The following is a 21769-nucleotide window of genomic DNA, read 5'->3' as shown; positions in this document are numbered from 1 at the left end:
TATGCGGGCAGCAGAGCTGCATGGCACTTACTTTGCTAGCCGTACTGCTAATCCAGGCCAGCATCAACCTAAGGCAGGCTCGGACCAGAACGGAATTAGCGAACGTTCAACAAGCCCGCTACCCGCTGCTGAAGTGCTGGCACCACCTCAGCTTCAAACCAGGGGTTACGGCGTAACCACAGATTATTGCGAGGACTGGGGTGTGGCATGGGCAGCTGCGCCGGCCAGTACGCCCGCCAGTTCTGCACGTTAGCCGTGACGGTGCCGGCAGGGCTCGCCAAGTGCCAGTTGTGGGCGTATTGGCCAATCACCAGTGTTATGGCCACATTGGGCAAGCGTTGCAGCAGGGCTCTGCGCCAGGCCGGCGCGCATTCGGGTCGCGGTGGCAAATCGCCGTTTTTACCGGTACCCGGGTAGCAAAAGCCCATAGGCAGAATAGCCAGCTGGCGTTCATCATAAAATGATTCGCGACCAATACCCATCCACTGACGCAGCCGATCGCCGCTGGGGTCGTTAAAAGGCAGGCCGGTTTCATGCACCCGGCGTCCGGGCGCCTGGCCTACCACCAGAATCCTTGCCGACTCTGCCATCTGGATCACCGGGCGAGGGCCGTAGCGCAAATGTTCAGCACACAGTGTGCACGCCCGTACCCGGCCCAATAACTGTTCGAACGGCAAACTTGCAAGTGAATCTGTCATCGGCGTACCTTGGCAAATTGGGGACACATCTTAACCGGGGACAGATTTCAAATCTGTCCCCTACCTTCAAATCTGTCCCCTATTCTGAAGGAATCGTGAATGTCTGACGCATTACGCAAACTGCTCAAGGAGTCGCCGCAGGCTCCGGCGATCACCCCACACATCGGCGTGCTCACCCTGCACTTTCAACTTTATGCCTGTGATGATCTGAAAGCCAAGCGCAAAGTGTTTGCACCATTAAAAACGATCTGGGGTAAAGAGCCGGACTTGGCGGTGGCCGAAACAGACCATCAGGACACTCTGGATCGCGCCACTTGGGCTATCGTGGCACTGGGCTCATCGTCACAGCAGATCAGCCAGCGCCTGGACCAGGTCGAAAAAGCGATCAGCGAACGCATTGATGCCGCCATTCTGGATGTCGATCGACAACTGCTGTAAAGCACATTTGATAAGGCGCCGCCCAATGTGGCGTAACCACTTTTCACGCCGTATACTACGGCTCCTCGAGACTGCGCGTGGCGCCCTATGACCGGAATTAAAAAATCCGCCCAGGCCTCTGTAGAGGCAATGTATCGTGTTTTCACGATTCCTGAGGCACCCGATTCTACCCTGAGCCGGATTGACCAGGACATATCCCGTAATCTTGCTGGTTTTCTTCAGGATCACATTGTTGCGGTAGAGCGCGACCTGGCCGACGTTGAGAAGAATTTCTCGGAATACAGCGTGCCAGAAAAGCCCATATTTGTGTCTGAGCAAGCCCAGTTTCTGCTCGACAAACTGGTGGCAAACTCGGTACACACCGCATCACCGGCTTTTATTGGCCACATGACGTCGGCGCTGCCCTATTTCATGCTGCCGTTGTCGAAGATCATGATTGCCCTGAACCAGAATCTGGTGAAAACCGAAACCTCCAAGGCGTTTACACCTCTGGAGCGCCAAGTGCTGGGCATGATTCATCGGCTGGTGTTCGAAGAAGACGGTTCGTTCTACCGCAAATGGATGCACAACCCCCGCTACGCGCTGGGCGCCATGTGTTCCGGCGGCACCGTTGCCAACCTGACTGCGCTGTGGGTTGCCCGCAACCGCGCTTTTCCGGCGGAAGGTAACTTCCGCGGCTTACAACAGGAAGGCCTGTTCCGCGCTTTGAAATATTACGGATACGAGGGCGCCGCTATTGTTGTGTCGCGCCGCGGCCATTACTCCCTGAACAAAGCCGCCGACGTATTGGGCCTGGGCCGCGATGCTCTGGTGACTGTGGCAACCGACAGCAACAACCGTATCCAGATTGATGCGCTACGGGAAAAATGCCTGCAGTTGCAGAAACAGAAAATCAAGGTGATTGCTCTCTGTGGCATTGCCGGCACGACCGAAACCGGCAACGTAGATCCGCTGGAAGCCATGGCCGATATCGCTCGCGAATTCGGCGCACACTTCCACGTAGATGCCGCTTGGGGTGGTCCAACCCTGTTTTCCCGACGTTATCGTTCGCTGCTAAAAGGCATTGAAAAAGCCGACTCGGTCACCTTTGACGCTCATAAACAGCTGTACGTACCCATGGGCGTGGGTTTGGTGGTGTTCCGCGATCCCAGCCTGGCCAGTGCGGTTGAACACCACGCCCAGTACATTATTCGCAAAGGCTCGCGGGATTTGGGCAGCACCACGCTTGAGGGCTCACGCCCGGGCATGGCGATGCTGATTCACTCTGGCCTGAAAATTCTGGCCCGAGAAGGTTATGAACTGCTGATTGACGCAGGCATTGGCAAGGCCCGAACATTCGCGGCCATGATTGATGAGGCTGAAGATTTCGAGCTGATCACCCGGCCCGAACTGAACATTCTGACCTATCGCTACTGCCCGTCACAGGTCCGGCAGGCTCTGGAAAGTGCCGATGAAATGCTGGCGGAAAAGATCAACACCAGCCTGAACCGCATCACCAAGTTTATCCAAAAAACCCAACGTGAAAGGGGTAAGGCGTTTGTCTCCCGCACTCGTTTAGAGCCGGACAACTACTTCAACTTCCCCTGCATAGTGTTCCGCGTGGTGCTGGCCAACCCGCTGACCACCACTGACATACTGTCGGACATTCTGGCCGAGCAACGGCTGCTGGCCGGCGAAGACGGTATTGCCGACGAAATGGCAATTCTGAACAACCTGGCCGCCGGCGCCATGGCGCAAACCTAAGCGCTTCTAATCAGCTCTAAACAAACAGAACAAACAGAACAAACAATAACGGCGCCATAAGGCGCCGTTATTGTTGCAACTGTGTAGGACGCTTCAGGAGATCTTAATAAAGCGCGTCTTCATCGTCTAACACTTCATGAATGATGTCTAAAAACATGCGGTCCGCATCACTCCACTTTTCCGGAATACGAATACTGGTGCTGGAGCTGATCTCCCGCGCGATGGCCTCGTCAGAATTAGGCTCGCCTTTGTGCTTGCGGGCAATGTCCATCGATCTGACCGCAATAGTGGGTTCGCTCATTACTTTCTTGATAAACACCCTCAGCTCGTTAATTACCCTGGCTTGGTTGCTTTCAACAGATGTACTCATAAGCTCACTCCCCAACAAATAGAATTGCGGAAGCTATCACTCCCACGTCGTGTTACTCAGTATGGGCAAACTCGCCTTGAACGGCCAGTGTCCCGTTTCGCTGATTCGTTAGCCAAACAGGACGTTAAATCATTAGCCCGCGCAGGGTGAAAAACAACACGGCAGCAATCGACGCCGACGCCGGCACGGTAATAATCCAGGCCGCTGCGATGCGGGTCAGATGGGAACGCTTAACCATCTCTTCCCGGTAGACTTTCTTCAGCCGTTTGCGGTCGTTTTTTGTCAGTGGTACCTGTTTTTTATTTTTCTTCGCACGCTTGAGCAAATTTTCCATTTCCTCAACCGAGGCGTTACGGAAGTCATCCAGAAATGGCTTCAGACGTTCGCGCTCTACGAGGTCACGCTCTTCCATGATCTTGTGCAGTTGGGTGGCGTAATTCGACTTCAGATACTCACGCAGGAAACCAACGCCAAACACACCGCCAATGGCGATGTGGGTGGAGCTAACAGGCAGTCCAAGTTGCGACGCCAAAATAACGGTCAAAGCGGCCGATAGCGCAATGCAAAAGGCGCGGGTTTTATCCAGCTCGGTGATTTCACTGCCCACGGTTTTGATCAGCCGCGGGCCAAACAGCATCAGGCCCAACGCAATACCCAAGGCGCCCACCGCCATCACCCACAAAGGAATACTGGAGGACGTCATCACGCCGCCGTTGGCCAAGGCATCGTTTATGGCCGCCAAGGGTCCAATAGCGTTGGCAACGTCGTTAGCGCCGTGGGCGAAGCTGAGCAGCGCCGCGGCAAAAATTAGCGGCCAAGTGAACAGTGTGTTTACGCCCGCGGCGTTGTTTTCCATAGTCGCGGCTTTGCGGTTAACCAACGCGCGTATCGCGAAGAAAGCCGCCGCGGCAGCCACCAGACCCACCAGCGAAGCACCCATAAAGTCCAGCGACACCAGTTTTTTCAGGCCTTTAAGCATCAGATACGTGCCAAACGCCCAAGCCATGCCGGCCACCAGCCAGGGCACAAAAATGCGCGCTGCTGCGATAACATTGCGCCGGTACAAAACGGTGCGGTTTATCAGGTACAAAAACAGAGCGGCCAAAGCACCACCCAAAACCGGTGAAATTACCCAACTGGCCGCGATTTTGCCCATGACTCCCCAGTCCGCAATGCCCCAGCCTCCGGCAGCAATACCCGCCCCCAGTACCCCGCCCACAATAGAATGGGTGGTAGACACCGGAGCGCCCATCCAGGTGGCCAGATTCAGCCACAGCGCGCCGGCCAGCAGGGCTGCCGTCATCAACCAGACAAAGGAGCGGTCGTCACTCAGGTTAGACGGATCGATAATCCCGCCCTTGATGGTAGACACCACGTCGCCGCCGGCAATCAACGCGCCAGCGGCTTCAAAGACAGCCGCCAGAGCAACCGCGGCGCCCAGCGACAAAGCGCCAGAGCCCACCGCCGGGCCCACATTGTTGGCAACATCGTTGGCACCGATGTTGATGGCCATATAACCACCAATCACTGCGGCGGCCATCAGCAGCATGCCGTTTGGCAGGCCACTCGCAAACGAGCCTACCGACAACCAAACGCCCAGTAAAAACAGCAGGCTGATTCCAACCCGAAAGCGTTCCGTGGAGGGGCTGGTAAGAAGTGTGTCCAGAAATCCGCTTGAACGGCTCATATCATGGAATATCTCATGTGGCATGGCGTCATCTGATTGCAGAGAAACTGCAGGCGGCACTATAAAATTTTTGCAATGAAATTGACATAAATCCGGCATAAATCACCGTATTGCAAAAAACGATCGGTCAGGGCTATTATCTCAGCCTGAAAATGGTTGCAGCTGCTTCTCATTACCAGCAACTCATCACCAAAAAACCAAACATTACTCAATTGTTCGGAATTTTTTTATGAAAGCCATCCGCATTCTTGTTGGTAGCGTTTACGGTGGCGCTCTGATGAGTGCCCGCGCCGTCGAAAAAACACTGACGCCGCTCGGTTACCGTGTAACGGTTCTGGAAGAGCCACAGCTGTCTGACATCACCGACAACAATGACGCCCTGCTGGTGTGCACCTCTACCACTGGCCAGGGTGAACTGCCCTCAAACATTCTGCAATTTTATGTGGATTTGCGGGACCAGCTGCCACAGCAGCCCGGCCGCCCGTTTGGCAGCATCGTGCTCGGCGACAGTTCTTACGGCGACACTTTTTGCGGCGCCGGCGAACTGATCGAGGAAGCCCTCTACGAAACCGCCGCGCGTAAAGTAGGTGACACCCTGCGCATCGACGCCATGGAAACCATGGAGCCCGAGATCGAGGCCGCTGAGTGGGCGCAGGAATGGGTCAAACAATTGGAAACACTTGTCTGAGACACAAACCAAAATGCCAGCCAGAGCTGTTTACCCCGGCTTTGACGGGGTCATTTTGTGCCGCTACTGGCCTTTTCGCAGGCGAATCAAGCCTTCCTGTGCACAGGAAGCGACTATGTCGCCGGAAGCATTGTAGAAACTACCACGATTCAACCCCCGTCCGGCCGCTGCACTCGGGCTATCTTTGTCATACAACAACCACTCGTCCATGCGGAAGTCACTGTGAAACCACATAGCGTGGTCCAGGCTGGCTACCCGCAAGCCGCCGTCCCAAAACTTGACCCCGTGGGGCACCAGCGACGTACCCAGAAACGAAAAATCCGAGGCATAAGCCAATAAGCAACGGTGCAGCACTGGGTCGTCCGGCAAGGTACCTCTTACCCGCACCCAGTCCTGGGCTCGGGGTGGGCGGGGCTCGGGATGTAGAAGGTTACCTGGTGCGACCGGACGAAACTCCACCGGGCGATCGCGCGTCAGCAGAGGGCGCAGGGCTTCAGAAACATGGGGCGCCAGCAGTTCGCCCAGCTCCTGCTCGGTTTTCAGGGTTTCCGGCCCAGGCACCTTCGGCATGTCAAACTGATGTTCAAGACCAACCTCATCGCTTTGGAACGACGCACAACAGGTCAAAATTTCCTTGCCCTCTTGTCGCGCGGTGACCCGCCGAACAGAGAAGCTGCCACCGTCACGTACCCGCTCCACTTCATAATCAATGGGCATGCGCTGGTTACCCGGGCGCAAAAAGTAAGCATGCAGAGAATGGCACAGTCGATCTTCCACGGTACGGCTGGCGGCCATCAGCGCCTGGCCCAGAACCTGGCCGCCGAATACGTTGGGAAATCCCAGGTCTTCACTGTCACCCTGGAAGTGATCTACGCCGGTAGCGCTCACGTTCAGCAACTCCACCAGTTTTCGGGTTATATCCAGCATGCCGGCTCCTGTTGAGTGATAATAAGCAAACGACCTAAATTTTCACCCAGGGCGCGCGGCTTGGCAATGAAAACCGACCATTTGCTCTCAGGAAACCGCGCTATGCAACGCCGGCAACTGCCGCGATAACGCCTGTTTCTCCATGGCAAAGCGACCGGTCAGCGCAAAGCCCAACAAAGCCCCGTCTGCACTATTGAACAGCGCTTTCACGTGATTACCATCCTGCTCAACCTGCCACTTTCCCTTCGCGCCCGCCGGTGGCGGGTTTACCGCCGCCGGGCAGCAAGGTGTTTTTATCATCACCGGCATGGCCGGGTAGAGCACCTCGCTGAGCTCGCCGCTCAGGGTTTTTGCCAACGCCCGGGCGCTGGCCATCAGCGGCATAACATACAGCAGCAGTTGGCCGTCCACCTCGGCACAGTCGCCCAGGGCATACACATCCGGCGCCGAGGTTTCCAGCGCGCGATTCACCACAATACCGCGGTTCACCGCCAGCCCGGCCTGTTGTGCCAGTTCGGTCCGCGGCCTTAGCCCCACCGCCGAAATCACCACATCGGCCTGCAGCTGCCGGCCGTTGGCAAGCGCCAGGGTTACTCCGCCATCGGTTCCGGCCGGCACTTGCTCAATGCGATCAACCTGGGTACCCAAGTGGAAAATCACACCCAGCGCCTCCAGTTCATTCTGCAGGGCGCGAGCGGCCTGTTCGGGCATTAACGTCGGCATCACCGTTGCCGAGGGTGCAATCACCTCGACCTGATACCCGCCCAGACGCAAATCATTGGCAAATTCACAGCCAATCAGCCCGGCGCCCATAATGGCCACTCGCTCAGCGCCCGTCAGTGCGGCGCGGAAGGCACGATAGTCGTCCAAGTCATTAATGGAGTACACCGCATTGCTGCCACTGCCCGCTAAGTGAAGTGGTATTACTTCCGCACCCCAAGCCAGCACTAACTTGCTGTAACTTTGCCATTGACTCTCTGAATGAGAGTCTAAACGAGAGTTTAAAAGAGAGCCCAGTTGAATCTGATGGGCCTGTGGGTTCAGAGCGGTCACCCGGGTATGGGGCAGCAAGCGCAGATTGAACTGATCAGCCATCGACTGATGGTCGGCTTGGGCCAAGCCATCGGCATCTTTGCCCTTGCCAAAGCCGGTAGACAACATGGGCTTTGAGTAGCTGGTGCCGTCATCGGCGGTTACCAACAGTATGGGTGCGTCCGCGTTGTGCTTGCGCAGCTCCCGCACCAACGAGTAACCGGCCAGGCCACTGCCAACAATGATAATGGGGTTGCGTTCGGAAGCTGTTGTCATGCTGTACCCGCCTCAGTCGATTTCGATCATTTCAAAATCTTCCTTACCCACACCGCAGTCCGGGCACAACCAGTCTTCTGGGACGTCATTCCACGCCGTTCCTGGCTTGATACCGTCTTCCGGCCAACCTTCGGCTTCGTCATAAATTAGCCCGCACACCACACACTGCCACTTCTTCATTACCTGCTCCTGTTACTATTACTGTTACTATTACTGTTACTGTTACTGTTACTAGCGATTATCGTTCATTTACGCTTCAAATTGGCGCCCGGGCCAATCGTACCGCGGAAAATGCGCGGTCATTAACGCCTGCTGCAGCCCTACGGCGTGGTCAGTATGCCTGTTTTGCACGTGTAGCCATAAATACAGACCCTTTCATGCCCGGTTAGCTCTCCCTTCACACCCATCGCTCCGGTATAATCGCCCGTTTTACGACAGGACCGCCCGTTATGATCGATACCGTCGCCGAAATGAAGCAGGTAATGGCCGAAGCCGATTGTCTGGTTCCAAATCAGCAGGTACAGGCCGCTATTACTGCTCTGGCCAGCGCTATCACCGAACGCCTTGAAGGCAGCAACCCGCTGGTTTTCTGCGTGATGAACGGGGGCCTGATTACCACTGGCCAGTTGCTCACCCAGTTGAACTTTCCCGTTCAGGCCGAATACCTGCATGCCACCCGTTACCGCCAGGAAACCACCGGGGGCATTTTGGAATGGAAGCTGCGGCCGGAAGCCGATATGAACGGCCGTATCATTTTGATTGTTGACGACATTCTGGACGAAGGTACTACCCTGTGCGCCATCGCCGATTATTGCCGCGCACACGGCGCCGCTGAAGTGCTGACCGCTGTACTGGTAGACAAACAACACGATCGCAAATGTCGACCCGGCCTGAAAGCCGATTTCACCGGTATGGATATCGAAGACCGCTTTCTGTTCGGCTTTGGCATGGACTACAAAGGCTACTGGCGCAATGCGCCTGGTATTTATGCTGTCAAAGGTCTGTAAAAACAACCCAACAGCGGCCTGCGCTCTGACGATCCCGCCGGCCTGCTGGTATCGCCGGCCAGTGGCCGCGGGCTTGCGCAATCCTCAGGTTCATGGCCCGGCGCGTTACTGGTTAAACGTTCAGGGGTCGTTCACCCGAGCGTTGCAGAAACGCTGCCAACTAAGCTTTAATGTAGAAGTCGCCAGCGAAGGTTTTGCCCTGCCCCGCGTCGAAGAAGCTCGCAAGCTGAACATTCCCTGGCGCCAGCAAGCGTGGATTCGCGAAGTGCGCTTGTGCGGCGATGGCCAGCCCTGGGTGTTGGCACGTACCGTTATCCCACTGGCGTGCCTGCAAGGGCCAGGCCGCCAGCTTCGAAACCTGGGCAACCGGCCGCTGGGTGCCTACCTGTTCAGCCACCGCCAGTGGCATAGAGGCCCACTCGAAACCGGATTATGCCAGGGCACCCATAGCGGGCAACCGCAGCTGGCCCGGCGCTCGCTGTTTCACACCCGCAGGCAGGGCCGCCAGCATTCGCTGATGGTGTGCGAATACCTGTTACCACAGCTTTACAGCGGCGCAGAACGAACTTAATTCCGTCCGAGTTGGCAACGGCTTTTTGACCCGCGCCCGACACTGACTATAATCCCCAGCATATTCACCGTTATTACCGACCAGCGAACTCTGTCATGTTAGCCAACGCCTTGCCCGATCACGTTCGTTTGCGCCTGCGGGATTACGCCTTACTGCTGCGCCTGAACCGCCCTGTGGGGACGTTGTTGTTGCTATGGCCCACCTACTGGGCGCTGTGGCTGGCCGCCGACGGCATGCCCAGCACGAGCAACCTGATTGTGTTCACGCTCGGCGTGTATTTTATGCGTGCAGCGGGCTGTGCCATCAATGACTTTGCTGACCGCGAATGGGACAGGCACGTCGAACGCACCAAAGACCGGCCGTTAACCACCGGCCGCATTCAGCCCTGGGAAGCCGTCGCGCTGTTTGTTGGACTGGGCCTGGTATCGTTTTTGATGGTGTTGCTGTTTACCAACACGCTGACCCTCTATCTAGCTTTTGGTGGCGCTCTGTTGGCGTTCGTTTATCCCTTTATGAAGCGCTATACCCACCTGCCCCAGGTATTTCTGGGGGCGGCCTTCGGCTGGAGCATTCCGATGGCCTGGGCAGCCCAAACCGGTGAGCTCAGCCAAGTCACCTGGTTACTGTTCATTGCCAATATTATCTGGTCGGTGGTGTATGACACCTTTTACGCCATGGTAGATCGCGAGGACGACCTGAAAGTGGGCATAAAATCCACCGCAGTGCTGTTCGGTGACGCCGACCGCCTGATCCTGGGCATTCTGCAAACCACCATCATCGCCATACTGCTGCTGGTCGGCCAACAGGCCGAGCTGGGCACTTTTTACTATATAGGTTTGCTGACCATGGCTTGCCTGTTCATTTACCACCAATTTCTGGCCCGTGAACGCGACCGAGCCGGATGCTTCAAAGCCTTTTTACACAATAACTGGGCAGGTTTTGCGCTGTTTGCCGGGCTGGCCGTCGATCGCATGCTCGCCTGAGCAAAACTCTCGACCCGCTGTCACACATCTGTAACAGTAAGCGGGTGTAATACGGCGAATTCAACGCAACGCTAAAGCAGGTTACCGCCATGCCCGAAAAAACCATTCTGATTGTAGACGACGAGTCTGCCATTCGCGAAATGGTCACTGTGGCCCTGGAAATGGCGGGGTATGACTGCCTGCAAGCCGCCGACGCAAAGGCTGCCCACACCCTGATTGTCGACAAGCGCCCGGATCTGATTTTACTGGACTGGATGCTGCCGGACACCAGCGGTATCGAGCTGGCCCGGCGGCTGAAAAAAGACGATACTACCGCGGCAATTCCCATTATTATGTTGACCGCAAAAGTCGAAGAAGATAACAAAATACTGGGTCTTGAATCCGGCGCCGACGACTACATCACCAAGCCATTCAGCCCTAGGGAATTGCTGGCCCGGCTGAAAGCCGTGCTGCGACGCAGCACCCCCGCCGGCGTTGACAGTGCGCTGGAAGTCGGCGGCCTGACTCTGGACCCGCTCAGCCACCGGGTTAGTAGTCAGTTCGGACAACTGGAACTGGGGCCAACAGAATATCGCATGCTGCAGTTTTTCATGAGCCATCAGGACCGGGTATACAGCCGCAGCCAGCTGCTGGACCAAGTTTGGGGCGCCAACGTGTATCTGGACGAACGCACCGTAGACGTCCACATCCGCAGGCTGCGCAAAGCGCTTGGCACCCATCACGACCATCTGATACAAACCGTTCGCGGTGCCGGCTACCGATTTTCCGCAGACCCCGGCTAAGCGCCGAACCCGTTACGGAACCATTGCCATGCAACAGAACTGGTCGCAATACCTGCGCTTGATGATTGCCCTGCTGGGATTGACCTTGCTGCTGGGTTGGCTGGCAGGCTTTCCACTTTACGGCTTACTCGCCGGTCTGCTGCTTTACCTGGGTTGGACCCTGGCGCAAACAAAACGCCTGCTACGCTGGCTGGCGCAACCGGATACCGCTAGTGAAGCGCCAGACAGCGTGGGCTTGTGGGGTACTATTTTTGACGGCCTGAACAAACTTCAGAAACAGCACATCAAACACCGCTCTGCGCTGCAAGAGCGCCTTCAAAGGGTGCAGCAATCCGCCAATGCCATGCGCGACGGCGTAGTGATGACCGATTCTCGCGGCGCTATAGATTGGTGGAATGGCAGCGCAGGTTACCTGCTCAATTTGCGCAACGGCACCGACCAGGGACAGCTGATTCAGAACCTGATTCGCCTACCCGCATTCATCCATTACTTTGAACAGAAGCAGTACCAGCAGCCATTAGAGCTGAACGCTCCGGCTCGCGCGCACCTGCGCCTGCAGATCCAAATCAGCCTGTTTGGCGATAACGACCGCCTGCTGCTGATCAAAGACGTTACCCGCCTGCATCAGCTGGAACAGGTGCGGCGGGATTTCGTTAGCAACTTATCCCACGAAATGCGCACACCGCTGACCGTTATCAGCGGTTACCTGGAAACCCTGGCGGACCATAGCGATGAAGTACCGGCCAACTGGCAGCGTGCGCTGGCCACCATGGCAGATCAATCGGCGCGCATGGAAGCCTTAATCGCCGACCTGATTCTATTATCGAAAATCGAAACCGGCGATCGCAATCTGCACGAAGGCACCGTCGATGCAGGCACTCTGCTGCGACAGGTTTGCGATGACGCAAACGCCCTCAGTGGCGACAAGCAACACCGGATTGAGCTGACAATCGACGGCCCGACGCAGATACGCGGCGACTTGTCACAGTTGCGCAGTGCAGTCTCTAATCTGGTTTTTAACGCGGTAAAGTACACCCCCGCACAGGGCCAGATTCGCGTTCGCTGGAGCGCCGGCGAACAAGGCCCACTGCTGACGGTGGAAGACAACGGCATTGGTATAGACCCAACCCACATTCCGCGGCTAACGGAACGCTTTTATCGCGCTGACCCCAGTCGCCACAAAGACACCGGCGGCACAGGGCTGGGGCTGGCTATTGTAAAACACGTGTTACTGAACCACGACGGACAACTGCTCATCAACAGCAGCCCGGGTAAAGGCAGTACCTTTAGTTGCCAATTCCCCGCGCAGCGGATCGTTGCTAGCGAGGCGCTGCTGCTCGAAAGCGGGCAATAAAGCGCGACAGGTCTTCCATTTTCTTCGGGTCTTCATCTACAAAGCGGATAGTGGCGCTGACAAAGTCGGTGTCTTGGCGTTTGTCGACCGCTTGAAGCTGGTGCACGTATCCGTTCAACCGAGCCACGTCGGTTTCCGAGATTTCAATATCCACGACTGCTTGATCCAAAATGCCGGGAAACTGCTGGTCGCGGCGGGCAATCACCCGCACCTCGTTAAGATTGATGTCTTTTACCACCGACTGCAGGGTGTGGTCGGCAAAACGCACGGTGGCCAGATTCATCACCTGGCGCGCCTTTGCGTCTGGTTGGCACTGGGGAGAATCCGCAGCGGCCACTACAGCGGCTGGCGTTGCAGAAGCGGTCGGGGGCTTGGTTTTACGGGTCAACAGAGAGGCCGACTGTGCCAAGGCACCGATCTGAACCGCAGGTGCCTTGCCAGCGCTTGCCATGGCCTGCGCCAGCGTTTGCCCCATAACTTTGCGTATTTTTTTACCCAGACCGTCAGGGCTGAACGGTTTGCCCAGATATTCCGAGACGCCCTGCTGTATGGCTTCAACCACGTGGCTTTTATCGCCGCGGCTGGTAATCATAATAAACGGCACTTTGGCGTACTGGGGCTGCTGTCGCATCCACTGCAGCAGTTCCAGCCCTGACATTTCCGGCATTTCCCAGTCGCAAAGAATCAAATCAAAGGTGGTGCGCAACATCAGCGACTGCGCTTTTTTGCCGTCGGCGGCATCAATGGTCTCAATAACAGGAAACTGCTGCCTGACTGCACGCTTGATCAGGTCTCGTACAAAGCTGGCGTCATCTACCACCAGTACTGTCAGCATCGCCATTGGCTCAACCTTCTATTACGCTATTGTTGGTAAGTTTCACGTTACTATAAAACAAACTCTGGCCATAGAAACTCGTCGCGTAAAATGGTCCTACCTTGTGGGTGTAGGTTACTGATTTGTCACCCGCCAGCAGTGGCAAGTGTGTTTTTAGGGCCGCAAAAAACGCTACTATGGGCGTCAATAATACGTCCCAAGCCCATTTTTCGGAGGTTCTACGTGCCCGTCTCCATTTCCCGTATTTTTCGCCCGGCCGCCACGGCCCTGTGTGCCAGCATGCTGGCCACTCTGCCGCTAAGCGCTAGCGCCAGCATTGCCGACAAGGCCACGGACCAGCCTGCTATGCTCACCAGTTTTGAGACGTGCAAAGCAGATTTGCAACAGCAGGCCATAGCCGCCGGCGTTAGCGCTGAAACCGCTCGCAGCGTATTGGCTGGCGCGGAGTATCTGGAACGGGTGATTGAGCTGGACCGGCGCCAACCGGAATTCACCACGCCCTTTGCTGACTATTTGAACCGCCGGGTAAACGACACTCGCATCGACAAGGGCCGTCAGCTATTAATAGAGCACGCCGATCTACTGCAACGAGTGACCGATGAAACCGGCGTGCCCGCCGCCTATTTGCTGTCCTTCTGGGGCCTGGAAACCAACTACGGCAGCTATTTTGGCAAAATGTCGGTGCCCAGCTCATTGGCGACACTGGCCTGTGACGAGCGCCGCAAAACCTTTTTTACCCGCCAGCTGATTGCTGCCCTGCAGATTGTTGACGAAGGCGCCATTAGCCCTGAGCAAATGGAAGGTTCCTGGGCCGGTGCCATGGGCCACGTGCAGTTCATGCCCACGGTCTTTCTGAAGCACGCCGTCGACGCAGACGGCGATGGCCGCCGTGATTTGTGGAACAGCCTGCCAGACGCTCTGATGTCAGCCGGGCATTTTTTGCAGTCTATGGGATGGGATGGCGACTACCGCTGGGGCCGTGAGGTACAGCTGCCCGATAACTTTAACTTTTCCCTGGCCGATGGCCGCCGTAAATCGCTGGAGCAATGGACCCAGCTTGGCGTTACCGACACATCAGGCGGACCGCTGGCCCAGGAAGCAATCGATGCCACATTGATTGTACCCGCTGGCCATGAGGGTCCGGCGTTTCTGGCTTATCACAACTTCAACGTGATTATGGGCTGGAACCGTTCAGAATTTTACGCCATCGCCGTGGGCCACCTGGCCGACCGAATTGCCGGTGCAGGCGGGCTACAGAACCCTCCCCCGGTCGATGCGCCTGCGCTGTCCCGCGACAACATCATGCAGTTACAACAGCAGCTGGAACAGCGTGGATATTCCGCCGGCACGCCAGATGGCATTATGGGCCCGGCCACCCGCGCCGCTATTCGCCAGTACCAGATTGCCAACGGGCTGGTCGCCGACGGTTATCCGGGGCCTCAGGTTTTACAAGTTCTGCAGGTTACACCGGCGCTTTGATGCGGCGAACAAGCACCCCGGCCCGCGTTCAATCGCGCTGCACTGCCTTGCTTTGGGGCACATAACCGGTGCTATCCCGGCTCTGTGCCTTGCCACGCCAGCACCTGGCCAGGAGCGTTGAATAACATGCGCCTTGATCAATTTATTGCCACCAGCTCGGAGCTTTCACGCAAGGAAGCAAAGCGCGCCATAGCCGCTGGTGACGTTCAGGTAAACGGCAACGTCTGGAAGAGTTCGGCCACCGCCGTTCCAGCTAATGCTGAGGTTATGCTGCAAAGAGAACCTGTTGCGTTGCCGGGTGAGCGTTACTTGATGCTCAACAAGCCCGCAGGATTTATCAGCGCCACCCGCGACAGCGACCAACCCACAGCGCTGGACCTTCTGCCGGCTGAGCTGGCCCGCAATCTTCATATTGCCGGCCGCCTGGACGCCGACACTACCGGTTTGCTGCTGCTGACAACCGATGGCAAGTGGTCACACCGAGTCACCTCACCAAGAGTGGAGTGCACGAAAACTTATCAGGTGGCTTTGAGCGAGCCGATTTCACACGCGGCCATTGCGGCCCTGGAAACCGGCGTGATGCTTCGTAACGACACTAAGCCGACAAAGCCCGCTCAGGTTGAGGTACTGCAGTCACAGCTCATAGAGCTGACTATTTCTGAAGGCCGCTACCACCAGGTCAAACGCATGCTGGCCGCCGTTGGTAATCACGTCACGACGTTGCACCGCAGCCGCATTGGTGGGGTAACGCTGGATTCGGCGCTGGCCCCTGGTGAGTATCGCCTTTTGACCAGCACCGAAATCGCCGGTTTTAACTAGGAATCTTCAAATCTTTGGCCTGCCGAAACCGACACCCGTTCTTACTCCCGTGTAATCTGTACAGACCACCACGCTGACCTGCATCAATAGGCCCCGAATCCGCCGCGCATATACTTCCGCCATACTTTGACATCAATAGAAGGCTTGTATGTCTGCGCACGACCTAAACAACGATGCTCACATCAACACCCTGACTGACAATGCGCAAGACGCATACAACTACTGGCGCGCCGGTTATGGCGTTATAAGCCACGGTGACCTGCTGTGTGCAAGCGTGCTGCGCTTGGCCCGGCAGCTGGTCAGTCGCAAGCTGCAGCCGAATCTGGAAACCGTATTCCATCATCTGGCTGCTCTAGACCGGCTTGCCAGTGCAGGCATGTGGCAAGTGGTGCACATGACCTACACCAACCGGGTATGCCCGCAGGGCAAAGCACTTGCGGCGGATGACTTCAAACCCAAACCCGAAGGCCATACCGGCGGTGCGTTGAACATGGTGCCCGCCTACGCCGCCTTTCTGGCAACCAACAGCCTGACCGGAAAAACCCGCAGCTGGCTGATGGGCCAGGGCCACTGCGTGGCCGCTATTGACGCCCTTAACGTGCTAACCGGTAATCTGCATCCGGAACAACAGCAAGCCTATGGCGGCGCCGATGGCCTGACACAGCTGGCCCGGGATTTTTACAGTTACCGCCAGAATTCCGATGGCAGCAACGCCTCGCCCTTGGGAAGCCACGTTAATCCTTACACCGCCGGCGGCATTATCGAGGGCGGCTATTTGGGCTTTGCCGAGCTGCAATACGCACACATGCCCCTACCCGGCGAATCTCTGGTGGCGTTTTTGTCTGACGGTGCTGCTGAAGAACAACGCGGTAGCGACTGGATACCGCGCTGGTGGCGCGCTGAAGACTGCGGTTTGATAATGCCTATCATGATTGCCAACGGCCGGCGCATTGAACAGCGTACCGAACTGGGCACCCGCGAAGGCCTGGAGCGCTTCGAAAAACATCTGTCCGCGCGCGGCTTTGCGCCCTTCCGTTTTGATGGTCGCGACCCTGCAGCGTTTGTGTGCGCCATGCTGGATATGGAATGGGCGCTGGAAGAACAGGTCGACGCCGTATTGAGTGATCAGCAGAACTATCCCACACGGATTCCTTACGGCATTGCCGAAACCATCAAAGGCTTCGGTTTCTACGGCGCGGGCGAAAATGCTGCGCATAATTTGCCGCTGCCGGGCAACCCACGGGTTGACGCACGCATACGCGAACTGTTTCATCAACACACCGCGCCGCTGCACGTTGAGCCAGACGAACTGACCGCCGCACTGCGCACGCTAAACCGCCATCAGGATCAAAAAAGACCGCTAGAGCGGGACCACCCTCTGGCTTTGCGCAACCCTCCAGACCCGGTTATTCCAACGTTGGCGCCGGTGCAGCACGCCGCATCGCCGATGACCGCCATCAACGATTTCTTCTGCGCGCTGGTTCGGGCTAATCCGACACTAAGGCCCCGCGTGGGCAACCCGGACGAGCTTGCCAGCAACCGTCTGGAAGGCGTATTGCACCTGTTAAAACACCGGGTAAACGAACCGGAAAACGACAATGAGTCGGTTCTGGGCGGGGTTATTACCGTATTAAATGAAGAAGCGGTGGTGTCTGCTTGCCTGGCCAACAAGGCCGGGCTCAACCTGGTGGCCAGTTACGAAGCTTTCTGCGTGAAAATGCTCGGGGCCATCCGTCAGGAACTGATATTCGCCCGTCATCAAACTGCAGTCGGGCGCCCTGCGCGCTGGCTTGGAATGCCCGTGGTAGCAACATCACACACTTGGGAAAACGGCAAGAACGAGCAATCTCATCAAGACACAACGTTCTGTGAAAGCTTACTAGGGGAAATGAGCGATGTGTCCCGCGTGGTGTTCCCCGCTGACTACAACAGCACCCTGGCGCTGATGCCCGGCATTTATCGCAACCGCGGTCGCATTACCTGCATGGTTGTGCCAAAGCGCCAGCGGCCATGTGTGTTCAACACCGCCGAAGCGGCGCTTCTGGCGCATCAGGGAGCCATTGTTATTGATGAAGACACCGGCGGGCGCGAACCGGTTATGCTGATTGCGAATGGCGCCTATCAGCTTTCAGAAACCATCCGTGCCTGTGAACGATTGCGCGACAGCGGTGCCGCTTTCCGCTTGGTGTATATTCAGGAGCCAGGACGTTTGCGTCAGCCCCGCGACGCCCAGGAAGCCGCTGTGTGCATGAATGAACTGGAACGTGAACAGTTGTTCCCGAGCCGGCTGAGCCGCCGGGTCGCACTAACGCACATGCGCGCGGAGGTGTTTCGTGGCCATCTGCACACGCTGTTTCCAGCACCGGCAACATCACGCGTGTTGGGTTACTGCAACCATGGCGGCACGCTGAACGAAGCCGGCATGCTGTTTGCCAATGGTTGTTCTTGGGCCCACGCTCTGGCGGCTTGCGCCAGCGTAATGGCATTGCCACCCGGCGAGTGGTTATCCAGCGCGGAACTGGCGGCGGTAGAAGGCCGTGGTGACCCTGCGGTTATCACCCGCTAAGCGGCCATTATTAAAATCTTATTAAGTGCGGATAACACCCACAAAAAAAGGCAGCCTTAGCTGCCTTTTTTTATAGCGGGTTACTTCTGCATCCAAGCGGGATTACAGAGGTACAACGTTTTCCGCTTGAGGACCTTTCTGGCCCTGGGTAACGGTAAACTCGACTTGCTGGCCTTCTGCCAGAGTCTTGAACCCGCCGCCCTGAATAGCGCTGTAGTGAACGAATACGTCGGGGCCGCCTTCACGAGTGATGAAACCAAATCCTTTTGCTTCGTTGAAGAACTTCACAGTACCGGTAGTAGTAGACATGCTTAAATATCCTGCAATCAATCAATTATTCACCCCGCTCAACCAAGATGGTTTGAGCCGGTGTTTACGGAAAACCAGAATCTGCAGAATCAAAAAAAGGACGGTAACTGCTTATCACTGGGTCTAATACTAACCGCTGGAATACGTCTTATTAATGAAATGCTTCACTGAATATTTCCTTCAAGAATTACTCTACTCGGGAATTCAGGGCTTGCCAAGTGGATTTTGAAAATTTTGCATAGGTAATGGTGCAGATCAAGTTTTGATCAATGCGACCGTGTAAAAGCCAACAGCCGTCATCAGCAACGCTCCGCAAACGTGGGCCAAAATACCCACCAGCGCCATGCCCCACTTGCCCTGTTGCATGGCCGTGAGCATTTCCAGCGAGAAAGTGGAGAAGGTCGTCAGCGCGCCACACAGGCCGGTTATTGCAAACAAGCGCCATTCCGGTGACAGGCTGGAGCTGTGGCTGAACCAGGCCAGCAACAAACCCGCCAGCCAGCCACCGGCCATATTCGCCACCAAAGTGCCCAGCGGCACATGGTGATGGCTGGCGTTCAGCCACAGACCCAGTGCCCAACGCAAATTCGCGCCGAGCACCGCACCACCACTAATGGCCAAAACCGACAACCACATACTCAGTGCGCCATCAAGAAGGCTGCGCTTCTGAGGGGTTGTGATCAATCACCGACTTTTTATTGCGGGCGAATTCGTCAAAGGCGAAGTCGTCCACGGTCAGCATTTCCAGCACCTTTGCTTCGTAATCGCGCATGAAGATTGCCTCTTCTTCGCTGAACACGCCCGCGTCCAGAGCGGCTTCAAAACGCTGTTCCGGGTGCAAAGCGGTGATCGGCAGTTCACCCTTGCTGTAGGCCTTGTTGGCTTTGCGATAGAGCTTTTCAGCTTTGGCGTTGTCTTTTAGCAAGTTGTTGTAACTGGCCACGGGGTTGGAAACAACGGCGTCGACGCCGTTTTCACCTTCACCCACCCACAGGCTGGACAACAGCTTTTTCCGCAGCGGCGAATCGGTTGAAATGGCCTTTGCCAGGGTGTGGGTCAGAGCATCACTCGGGCCTGTCCAGCGCCGGCCGATGGGTAAGGTAATCACCCGCAGCGCACCGGCGACTAAACGATTGGGCAAGTTATCAAGGAATTCCACCAACGCCGTTTCCGTGCGCGCCAGCAACATGTCCAGGCTGTAGGCCATGAGTGCCTGCTCGCCGTCCACCGGCTGGGTTTCGTGCCAATGCTTGAGCACCATAGAGGCCAAATACAGATTCGACAGCATGTCACCCAAACGCGCAGAGGTCAGTTCGCGCATTTTCAGCTCACTGCCCAGAGTGGCCATGGCCGCGTCGGAACACAGCCCGAAGGCGGCGCTGAAGCGGGCCACAGACTGGGCGTATTTACGCGCACCGTGATCAAACGGCACGTCTGCACGGCCAATACCCAAGGCCTGGGTAAAGGCTCGGGCAGCGTTACCAAACACCAGCCCGGCGTGACCGAAGAAAGCTTCGTCAAAGGCATCAATATCGTCGCTGTCTTTCGCCGCTAGTTCTTTTAACACGTACGGGTGGCAACGAATGGCACCCTGGCCAAAGATCATCAGGCTGCGGGTCATTATGTTGGCACCCTCAACGGTAATAGACACCGCCGAGCCACTGAACGAAATGCCATTATAATTGCGTGGGCCAAGGGTGACCGCCTTACCGCCGTGAACGTCCATCGCATCAGACAGAATGTCGCGCTGATACTCGGTCAAGTGGTACTTCAGAATCGCCGACGGCACCGCCGGTTTCTGGCCTTGGTCAATCATATTGGCGGTGTGGTTAACCGCTGCTTGGGCAATGTACGTTTTGGCAGCAATCCGCGCCAGCGGCTGCTGCACGCCTTCCATTTCCGCCACGGGCGTATTGAACTGGCGCCTTATTCGGGTAAAACCACCGGCCGTGGCCACCGCGAAGGCAGCCCCACCGGCAGCGCCAGACGGCAAGGTAATGCAGCGGCCCACCGACAAACATTCCACCAGCATGCGCCAGCCCTCGCCAGCCATTTTTTCACCACCGATCAGGTAGTCCAGCGGAATAAACATGTCTTTGCCGATAATCGGCCCGTTCAGAAACGGGCTTCCTATCGGGCAGTGGCGACGGCCGATTTCCATGCCGCCGGTATCACGGGGAATCAATGCGCAGGTAATGCCGCGGTCTTCAACATCGCTTAGCAAGCCATCGGGGTCGAACATGCGGAAGGCCAGGCCCACCACCGTGGCGATCGGCGCCAGGGTAATCCAGCGTTTCTCAAAATTCAGCCGCAACCCAATCACTTCTTTGCCGTCAACTTCCTGCTTACACACAATACCGGTATCCGGTAAGGAAGTGGCGTCGGAACCCGCGCGCGGGCCGGTCAGGCCAAAACAGGGTATTTCGCGGCCGTCAGCCAGGCGCGGCAAATAATATTCTTTTTGCTCATCGGTGCCGTATTTTATAAGCAGCTCGCCGGGCCCAAGGGAATTGGGCACACCCACCGTTACCATCAGCATTTCGTTAACGGCCAGGCGCTGCAGCACGGCGGTCTGAGCTTTCGCGGAAAATCCCAAGCCACCGTATTTTTCAGGGATAATCATACCGAAGAACTTTTCGCGCTTGAGAAAATCCCACAACTCTTGCGGCAGGTCGGCCCGCTCTACGGCTATGTCCCAGGCATTGCACATGGCCAGCGCCTGGTTGCACTGATTATCCAAAAATGCCTGCTCTTTATCCGTCAGGCCGGTGTTGCGGTTTATCAACAGGTTGTGCCAGTCGGGTTTGCCGGTAAACAATTCGCCGTCCCAACTTACCGTGCCCGCTTCCAGCGCTACTTTTTCCGTTTCAGACACTTTCGGGGCGACTTTCTTGAACAGGGCAAAGGCTTTGGGCGTTAACCAGCTGCGGCGAAAGCCCGGCAAGCCGGCAGCGGCCGTCATCCCGGCGCCGACAAACAGCAGCAGAGCCAGCCAAAACGATGCAAACAGCAGCGACACCAAGCCCACTCCAACCATAACACCCACCGCAGCCTTGGCTCCGGCTTCCTGGCGCATCACCACCAACAAGCCGGCTATCGCCACTACAAACAGTATGAACGTCATCATTAATTCCCCTGTTGTGCCTGGTTTGAACAGCTTATTTCTATCACTTTACGGTACCTGATTGCTTAATATCTGGCCAGC

The 21769-nt window shown here is 56.6% G+C and carries 21 protein-coding genes; 11 read left to right on the top strand and 10 right to left on the bottom strand.

From position 1 onward, the window contains the following. Positions 1–95: 95 nt before the first annotated feature. Positions 96–698, bottom strand: a complete 603-nt coding sequence (locus tag MIH18_RS14740; RefSeq protein ID WP_249012733.1) for a uracil-DNA glycosylase family protein — start codon at positions 696–698, stop codon at positions 96–98. A gap of 99 nt (positions 699–797) precedes the next feature. Here MIH18_RS14740 and MIH18_RS14735 point away from each other — a divergent pair, with 99 nt between their 5' ends. Then, positions 798–1136 carry a DUF503 domain-containing protein gene (locus MIH18_RS14735; RefSeq protein WP_249006575.1) on the top strand — a complete coding sequence of 113 codons (339 nt, stop codon included), beginning with the start codon at positions 798–800 and terminating at the stop codon, positions 1134–1136. A gap of 87 nt (positions 1137–1223) precedes the next feature. After that, positions 1224–2879 (top strand): pyridoxal-dependent aspartate 1-decarboxylase PanP, encoded by a 1656-nt coding sequence (gene panP, locus MIH18_RS14730; RefSeq protein WP_249006576.1) that lies wholly within the window; start codon positions 1224–1226, stop codon positions 2877–2879. Between the two features lie 103 nt (positions 2880–2982). On the opposite strand, the gene MIH18_RS14725 is transcribed toward panP, so the two are convergent. Together MIH18_RS14725 and MIH18_RS14720 are read right to left on the bottom strand one after the other, a co-directional pair. Next, a complete protein-coding gene (locus MIH18_RS14725; protein ID WP_249012732.1) occupies positions 2983–3249 on the bottom strand; it encodes a hypothetical protein in 267 nt (88 codons plus the stop codon). Positions 3250–3373: 124 nt separating this feature from the next. Beyond that, entirely contained in the window at positions 3374–4936 is a 1563-nt protein-coding gene (locus MIH18_RS14720; protein ID WP_249006577.1) for an inorganic phosphate transporter, read from the bottom strand. Between the two features lie 229 nt (positions 4937–5165). On the opposite strand from MIH18_RS14720, the gene MIH18_RS14715 reads away from it, so the two are divergent. Then, positions 5166–5624 (top strand): flavodoxin, encoded by a 459-nt coding sequence (locus MIH18_RS14715; RefSeq protein WP_249006578.1) that lies wholly within the window; start codon positions 5166–5168, stop codon positions 5622–5624. 63 nt (positions 5625–5687) lie between these two features. On the opposite strand, the gene MIH18_RS14710 is transcribed toward MIH18_RS14715, so the two are convergent. The 3 genes from MIH18_RS14710 to MIH18_RS14700 form a co-directional block, all read right to left on the bottom strand. Continuing rightward, entirely contained in the window at positions 5688–6551 is an 864-nt protein-coding gene (locus MIH18_RS14710) for an acyl-CoA thioesterase II (protein WP_249006579.1), read from the bottom strand. A gap of 87 nt (positions 6552–6638) precedes the next feature. Next, positions 6639–7859 carry an FAD-dependent oxidoreductase gene (locus MIH18_RS14705; RefSeq protein WP_249012731.1) on the bottom strand — a complete coding sequence of 407 codons (1221 nt, stop codon included), beginning with the start codon at positions 7857–7859 and terminating at the stop codon, positions 6639–6641. A gap of 12 nt (positions 7860–7871) precedes the next feature. Then, positions 7872–8039 (bottom strand): rubredoxin, encoded by a 168-nt coding sequence (locus tag MIH18_RS14700; RefSeq protein ID WP_007348344.1) that lies wholly within the window; start codon positions 8037–8039, stop codon positions 7872–7874. 269 nt (positions 8040–8308) lie between these two features. On the opposite strand from MIH18_RS14700, the gene MIH18_RS14695 reads away from it, so the two are divergent. From MIH18_RS14695 to phoR, 5 genes are all read left to right on the top strand, one after another. Further along, entirely contained in the window at positions 8309–8866 is a 558-nt protein-coding gene (locus MIH18_RS14695) for a hypoxanthine-guanine phosphoribosyltransferase (RefSeq protein ID WP_249006582.1), read from the top strand. Then, a complete protein-coding gene (locus MIH18_RS14690) occupies positions 8832–9437 on the top strand; it encodes a chorismate lyase (RefSeq protein WP_249012730.1) in 606 nt (201 codons plus the stop codon). The genes MIH18_RS14695 and MIH18_RS14690 overlap by 35 nt, the downstream gene beginning before the upstream one ends. A 95-nt stretch (positions 9438–9532) precedes the next feature. Beyond that, complete coding sequence (gene ubiA / locus MIH18_RS14685; RefSeq protein WP_249012729.1) at positions 9533–10420, top strand: 4-hydroxybenzoate octaprenyltransferase; 888 nt, start codon at positions 9533–9535, stop codon at positions 10418–10420. Positions 10421–10509: 89 nt separating this feature from the next. After that, positions 10510–11202, top strand: coding sequence for a phosphate regulon transcriptional regulator PhoB (gene phoB / locus MIH18_RS14680; protein ID WP_018403960.1), 693 nt, complete (start codon positions 10510–10512; stop codon positions 11200–11202). 28 nt (positions 11203–11230) lie between these two features. Then, positions 11231–12556 (top strand): phosphate regulon sensor histidine kinase PhoR, encoded by a 1326-nt coding sequence (phoR, locus tag MIH18_RS14675; RefSeq protein ID WP_249006585.1) that lies wholly within the window; start codon positions 11231–11233, stop codon positions 12554–12556. On the opposite strand, the gene MIH18_RS14670 is transcribed toward phoR, so the two are convergent. Then, on the bottom strand, positions 12522–13397 hold the full coding sequence (locus MIH18_RS14670) for a response regulator (RefSeq protein ID WP_249012728.1): 876 nt from the start codon (positions 13395–13397) through the stop codon (positions 12522–12524). The genes phoR and MIH18_RS14670 overlap by 35 nt on opposite strands. A 216-nt stretch (positions 13398–13613) precedes the next feature. On the opposite strand from MIH18_RS14670, the gene MIH18_RS14665 reads away from it, so the two are divergent. The 3 genes from MIH18_RS14665 (at position 13614) to MIH18_RS14655 (ending at position 18255) form a co-directional block, all read left to right on the top strand. Beyond that, a complete protein-coding gene (locus MIH18_RS14665) occupies positions 13614–14870 on the top strand; it encodes a lytic murein transglycosylase (protein WP_249012727.1) in 1257 nt (418 codons plus the stop codon). Between the two features lie 126 nt (positions 14871–14996). Then, positions 14997–15689, top strand: a complete 693-nt coding sequence (locus MIH18_RS14660; protein WP_249006588.1) for a pseudouridine synthase — start codon at positions 14997–14999, stop codon at positions 15687–15689. A 148-nt stretch (positions 15690–15837) separates the two neighbouring features. Continuing rightward, the gene (locus MIH18_RS14655; protein WP_249006589.1) at positions 15838–18255 is read left to right on the top strand and encodes a xylulose 5-phosphate 3-epimerase; all 2418 of its coding nucleotides are present in this window, start codon (positions 15838–15840) and stop codon (positions 18253–18255) included. A gap of 102 nt (positions 18256–18357) precedes the next feature. Here the strand turns inward: MIH18_RS14655 and MIH18_RS14650 are convergent, their stop codons facing one another. From MIH18_RS14650 to MIH18_RS14640, 3 genes are all read right to left on the bottom strand, one after another. Continuing rightward, on the bottom strand, positions 18358–18564 hold the full coding sequence (locus MIH18_RS14650) for a cold-shock protein (protein ID WP_007348333.1): 207 nt from the start codon (positions 18562–18564) through the stop codon (positions 18358–18360). A 255-nt stretch (positions 18565–18819) separates the two neighbouring features. Next, the gene (gene crcB, locus MIH18_RS14645; protein ID WP_249009062.1) at positions 18820–19200 is read right to left on the bottom strand and encodes a fluoride efflux transporter CrcB; all 381 of its coding nucleotides are present in this window, start codon (positions 19198–19200) and stop codon (positions 18820–18822) included. 13 nt (positions 19201–19213) lie between these two features. Continuing rightward, positions 19214–21688, bottom strand: coding sequence for an acyl-CoA dehydrogenase (locus MIH18_RS14640; protein WP_249014625.1), 2475 nt, complete (start codon positions 21686–21688; stop codon positions 19214–19216). Between the last annotated feature and the right edge of the window lie 81 nt (positions 21689–21769).

The organism is Marinobacter sp. M3C (assembly GCF_023311895.1).
In the GTDB taxonomy this organism is placed as follows: Bacteria; Pseudomonadota; Gammaproteobacteria; order Pseudomonadales; family Oleiphilaceae; genus Marinobacter.
Note: the sequence above shows the minus strand (reverse complement) of the source record. Positions and strands in the feature narration are given on the sequence as shown.

Excerpts from the sequence above, each read along its gene's own strand:
- MIH18_RS14740 (WP_249012733.1), bottom strand. The coding sequence starts at position 698 with ATGACAGATTCACTTGCAAGTTTGCCGTTCGAACAGTTATTGGGCCGG.
- MIH18_RS14735 (WP_249006575.1), top strand. The coding sequence starts at position 798 with ATGTCTGACGCATTACGCAAACTGCTCAAGGAGTCGCCGCAGGCTCCG.
- panP (WP_249006576.1), top strand. The coding sequence starts at position 1,224 with ATGACCGGAATTAAAAAATCCGCCCAGGCCTCTGTAGAGGCAATGTAT.
- MIH18_RS14725 (WP_249012732.1), bottom strand. The coding sequence starts at position 3,249 with ATGAGTACATCTGTTGAAAGCAACCAAGCCAGGGTAATTAACGAGCTG.
- MIH18_RS14720 (WP_249006577.1), bottom strand. The coding sequence starts at position 4,936 with ATGAGCCGTTCAAGCGGATTTCTGGACACACTTCTTACCAGCCCCTCC.
- MIH18_RS14715 (WP_249006578.1), top strand. The coding sequence starts at position 5,166 with ATGAAAGCCATCCGCATTCTTGTTGGTAGCGTTTACGGTGGCGCTCTG.
- MIH18_RS14710 (WP_249006579.1), bottom strand. The coding sequence starts at position 6,551 with ATGCTGGATATAACCCGAAAACTGGTGGAGTTGCTGAACGTGAGCGCT.
- MIH18_RS14705 (WP_249012731.1), bottom strand. The coding sequence starts at position 7,859 with ATGACAACAGCTTCCGAACGCAACCCCATTATCATTGTTGGCAGTGGC.
- MIH18_RS14700 (WP_007348344.1), bottom strand. The coding sequence starts at position 8,039 with ATGAAGAAGTGGCAGTGTGTGGTGTGCGGGCTAATTTATGACGAAGCC.
- MIH18_RS14695 (WP_249006582.1), top strand. The coding sequence starts at position 8,309 with ATGATCGATACCGTCGCCGAAATGAAGCAGGTAATGGCCGAAGCCGAT.
- MIH18_RS14690 (WP_249012730.1), top strand. The coding sequence starts at position 8,832 with ATGCGCCTGGTATTTATGCTGTCAAAGGTCTGTAAAAACAACCCAACA.
- ubiA (WP_249012729.1), top strand. The coding sequence starts at position 9,533 with ATGTTAGCCAACGCCTTGCCCGATCACGTTCGTTTGCGCCTGCGGGAT.
- phoB (WP_018403960.1), top strand. The coding sequence starts at position 10,510 with ATGCCCGAAAAAACCATTCTGATTGTAGACGACGAGTCTGCCATTCGC.
- phoR (WP_249006585.1), top strand. The coding sequence starts at position 11,231 with ATGCAACAGAACTGGTCGCAATACCTGCGCTTGATGATTGCCCTGCTG.
- MIH18_RS14670 (WP_249012728.1), bottom strand. The coding sequence starts at position 13,397 with ATGGCGATGCTGACAGTACTGGTGGTAGATGACGCCAGCTTTGTACGA.
- MIH18_RS14660 (WP_249006588.1), top strand. The coding sequence starts at position 14,997 with ATGCGCCTTGATCAATTTATTGCCACCAGCTCGGAGCTTTCACGCAAG.
- MIH18_RS14655 (WP_249006589.1), top strand. The coding sequence starts at position 15,838 with ATGTCTGCGCACGACCTAAACAACGATGCTCACATCAACACCCTGACT.
- MIH18_RS14650 (WP_007348333.1), bottom strand. The coding sequence starts at position 18,564 with ATGTCTACTACTACCGGTACTGTGAAGTTCTTCAACGAAGCAAAAGGA.
- crcB (WP_249009062.1), bottom strand. The coding sequence starts at position 19,200 with ATGTGGTTGTCGGTTTTGGCCATTAGTGGTGGTGCGGTGCTCGGCGCG.
- MIH18_RS14640 (WP_249014625.1), bottom strand. The coding sequence starts at position 21,688 with ATGACGTTCATACTGTTTGTAGTGGCGATAGCCGGCTTGTTGGTGGTG.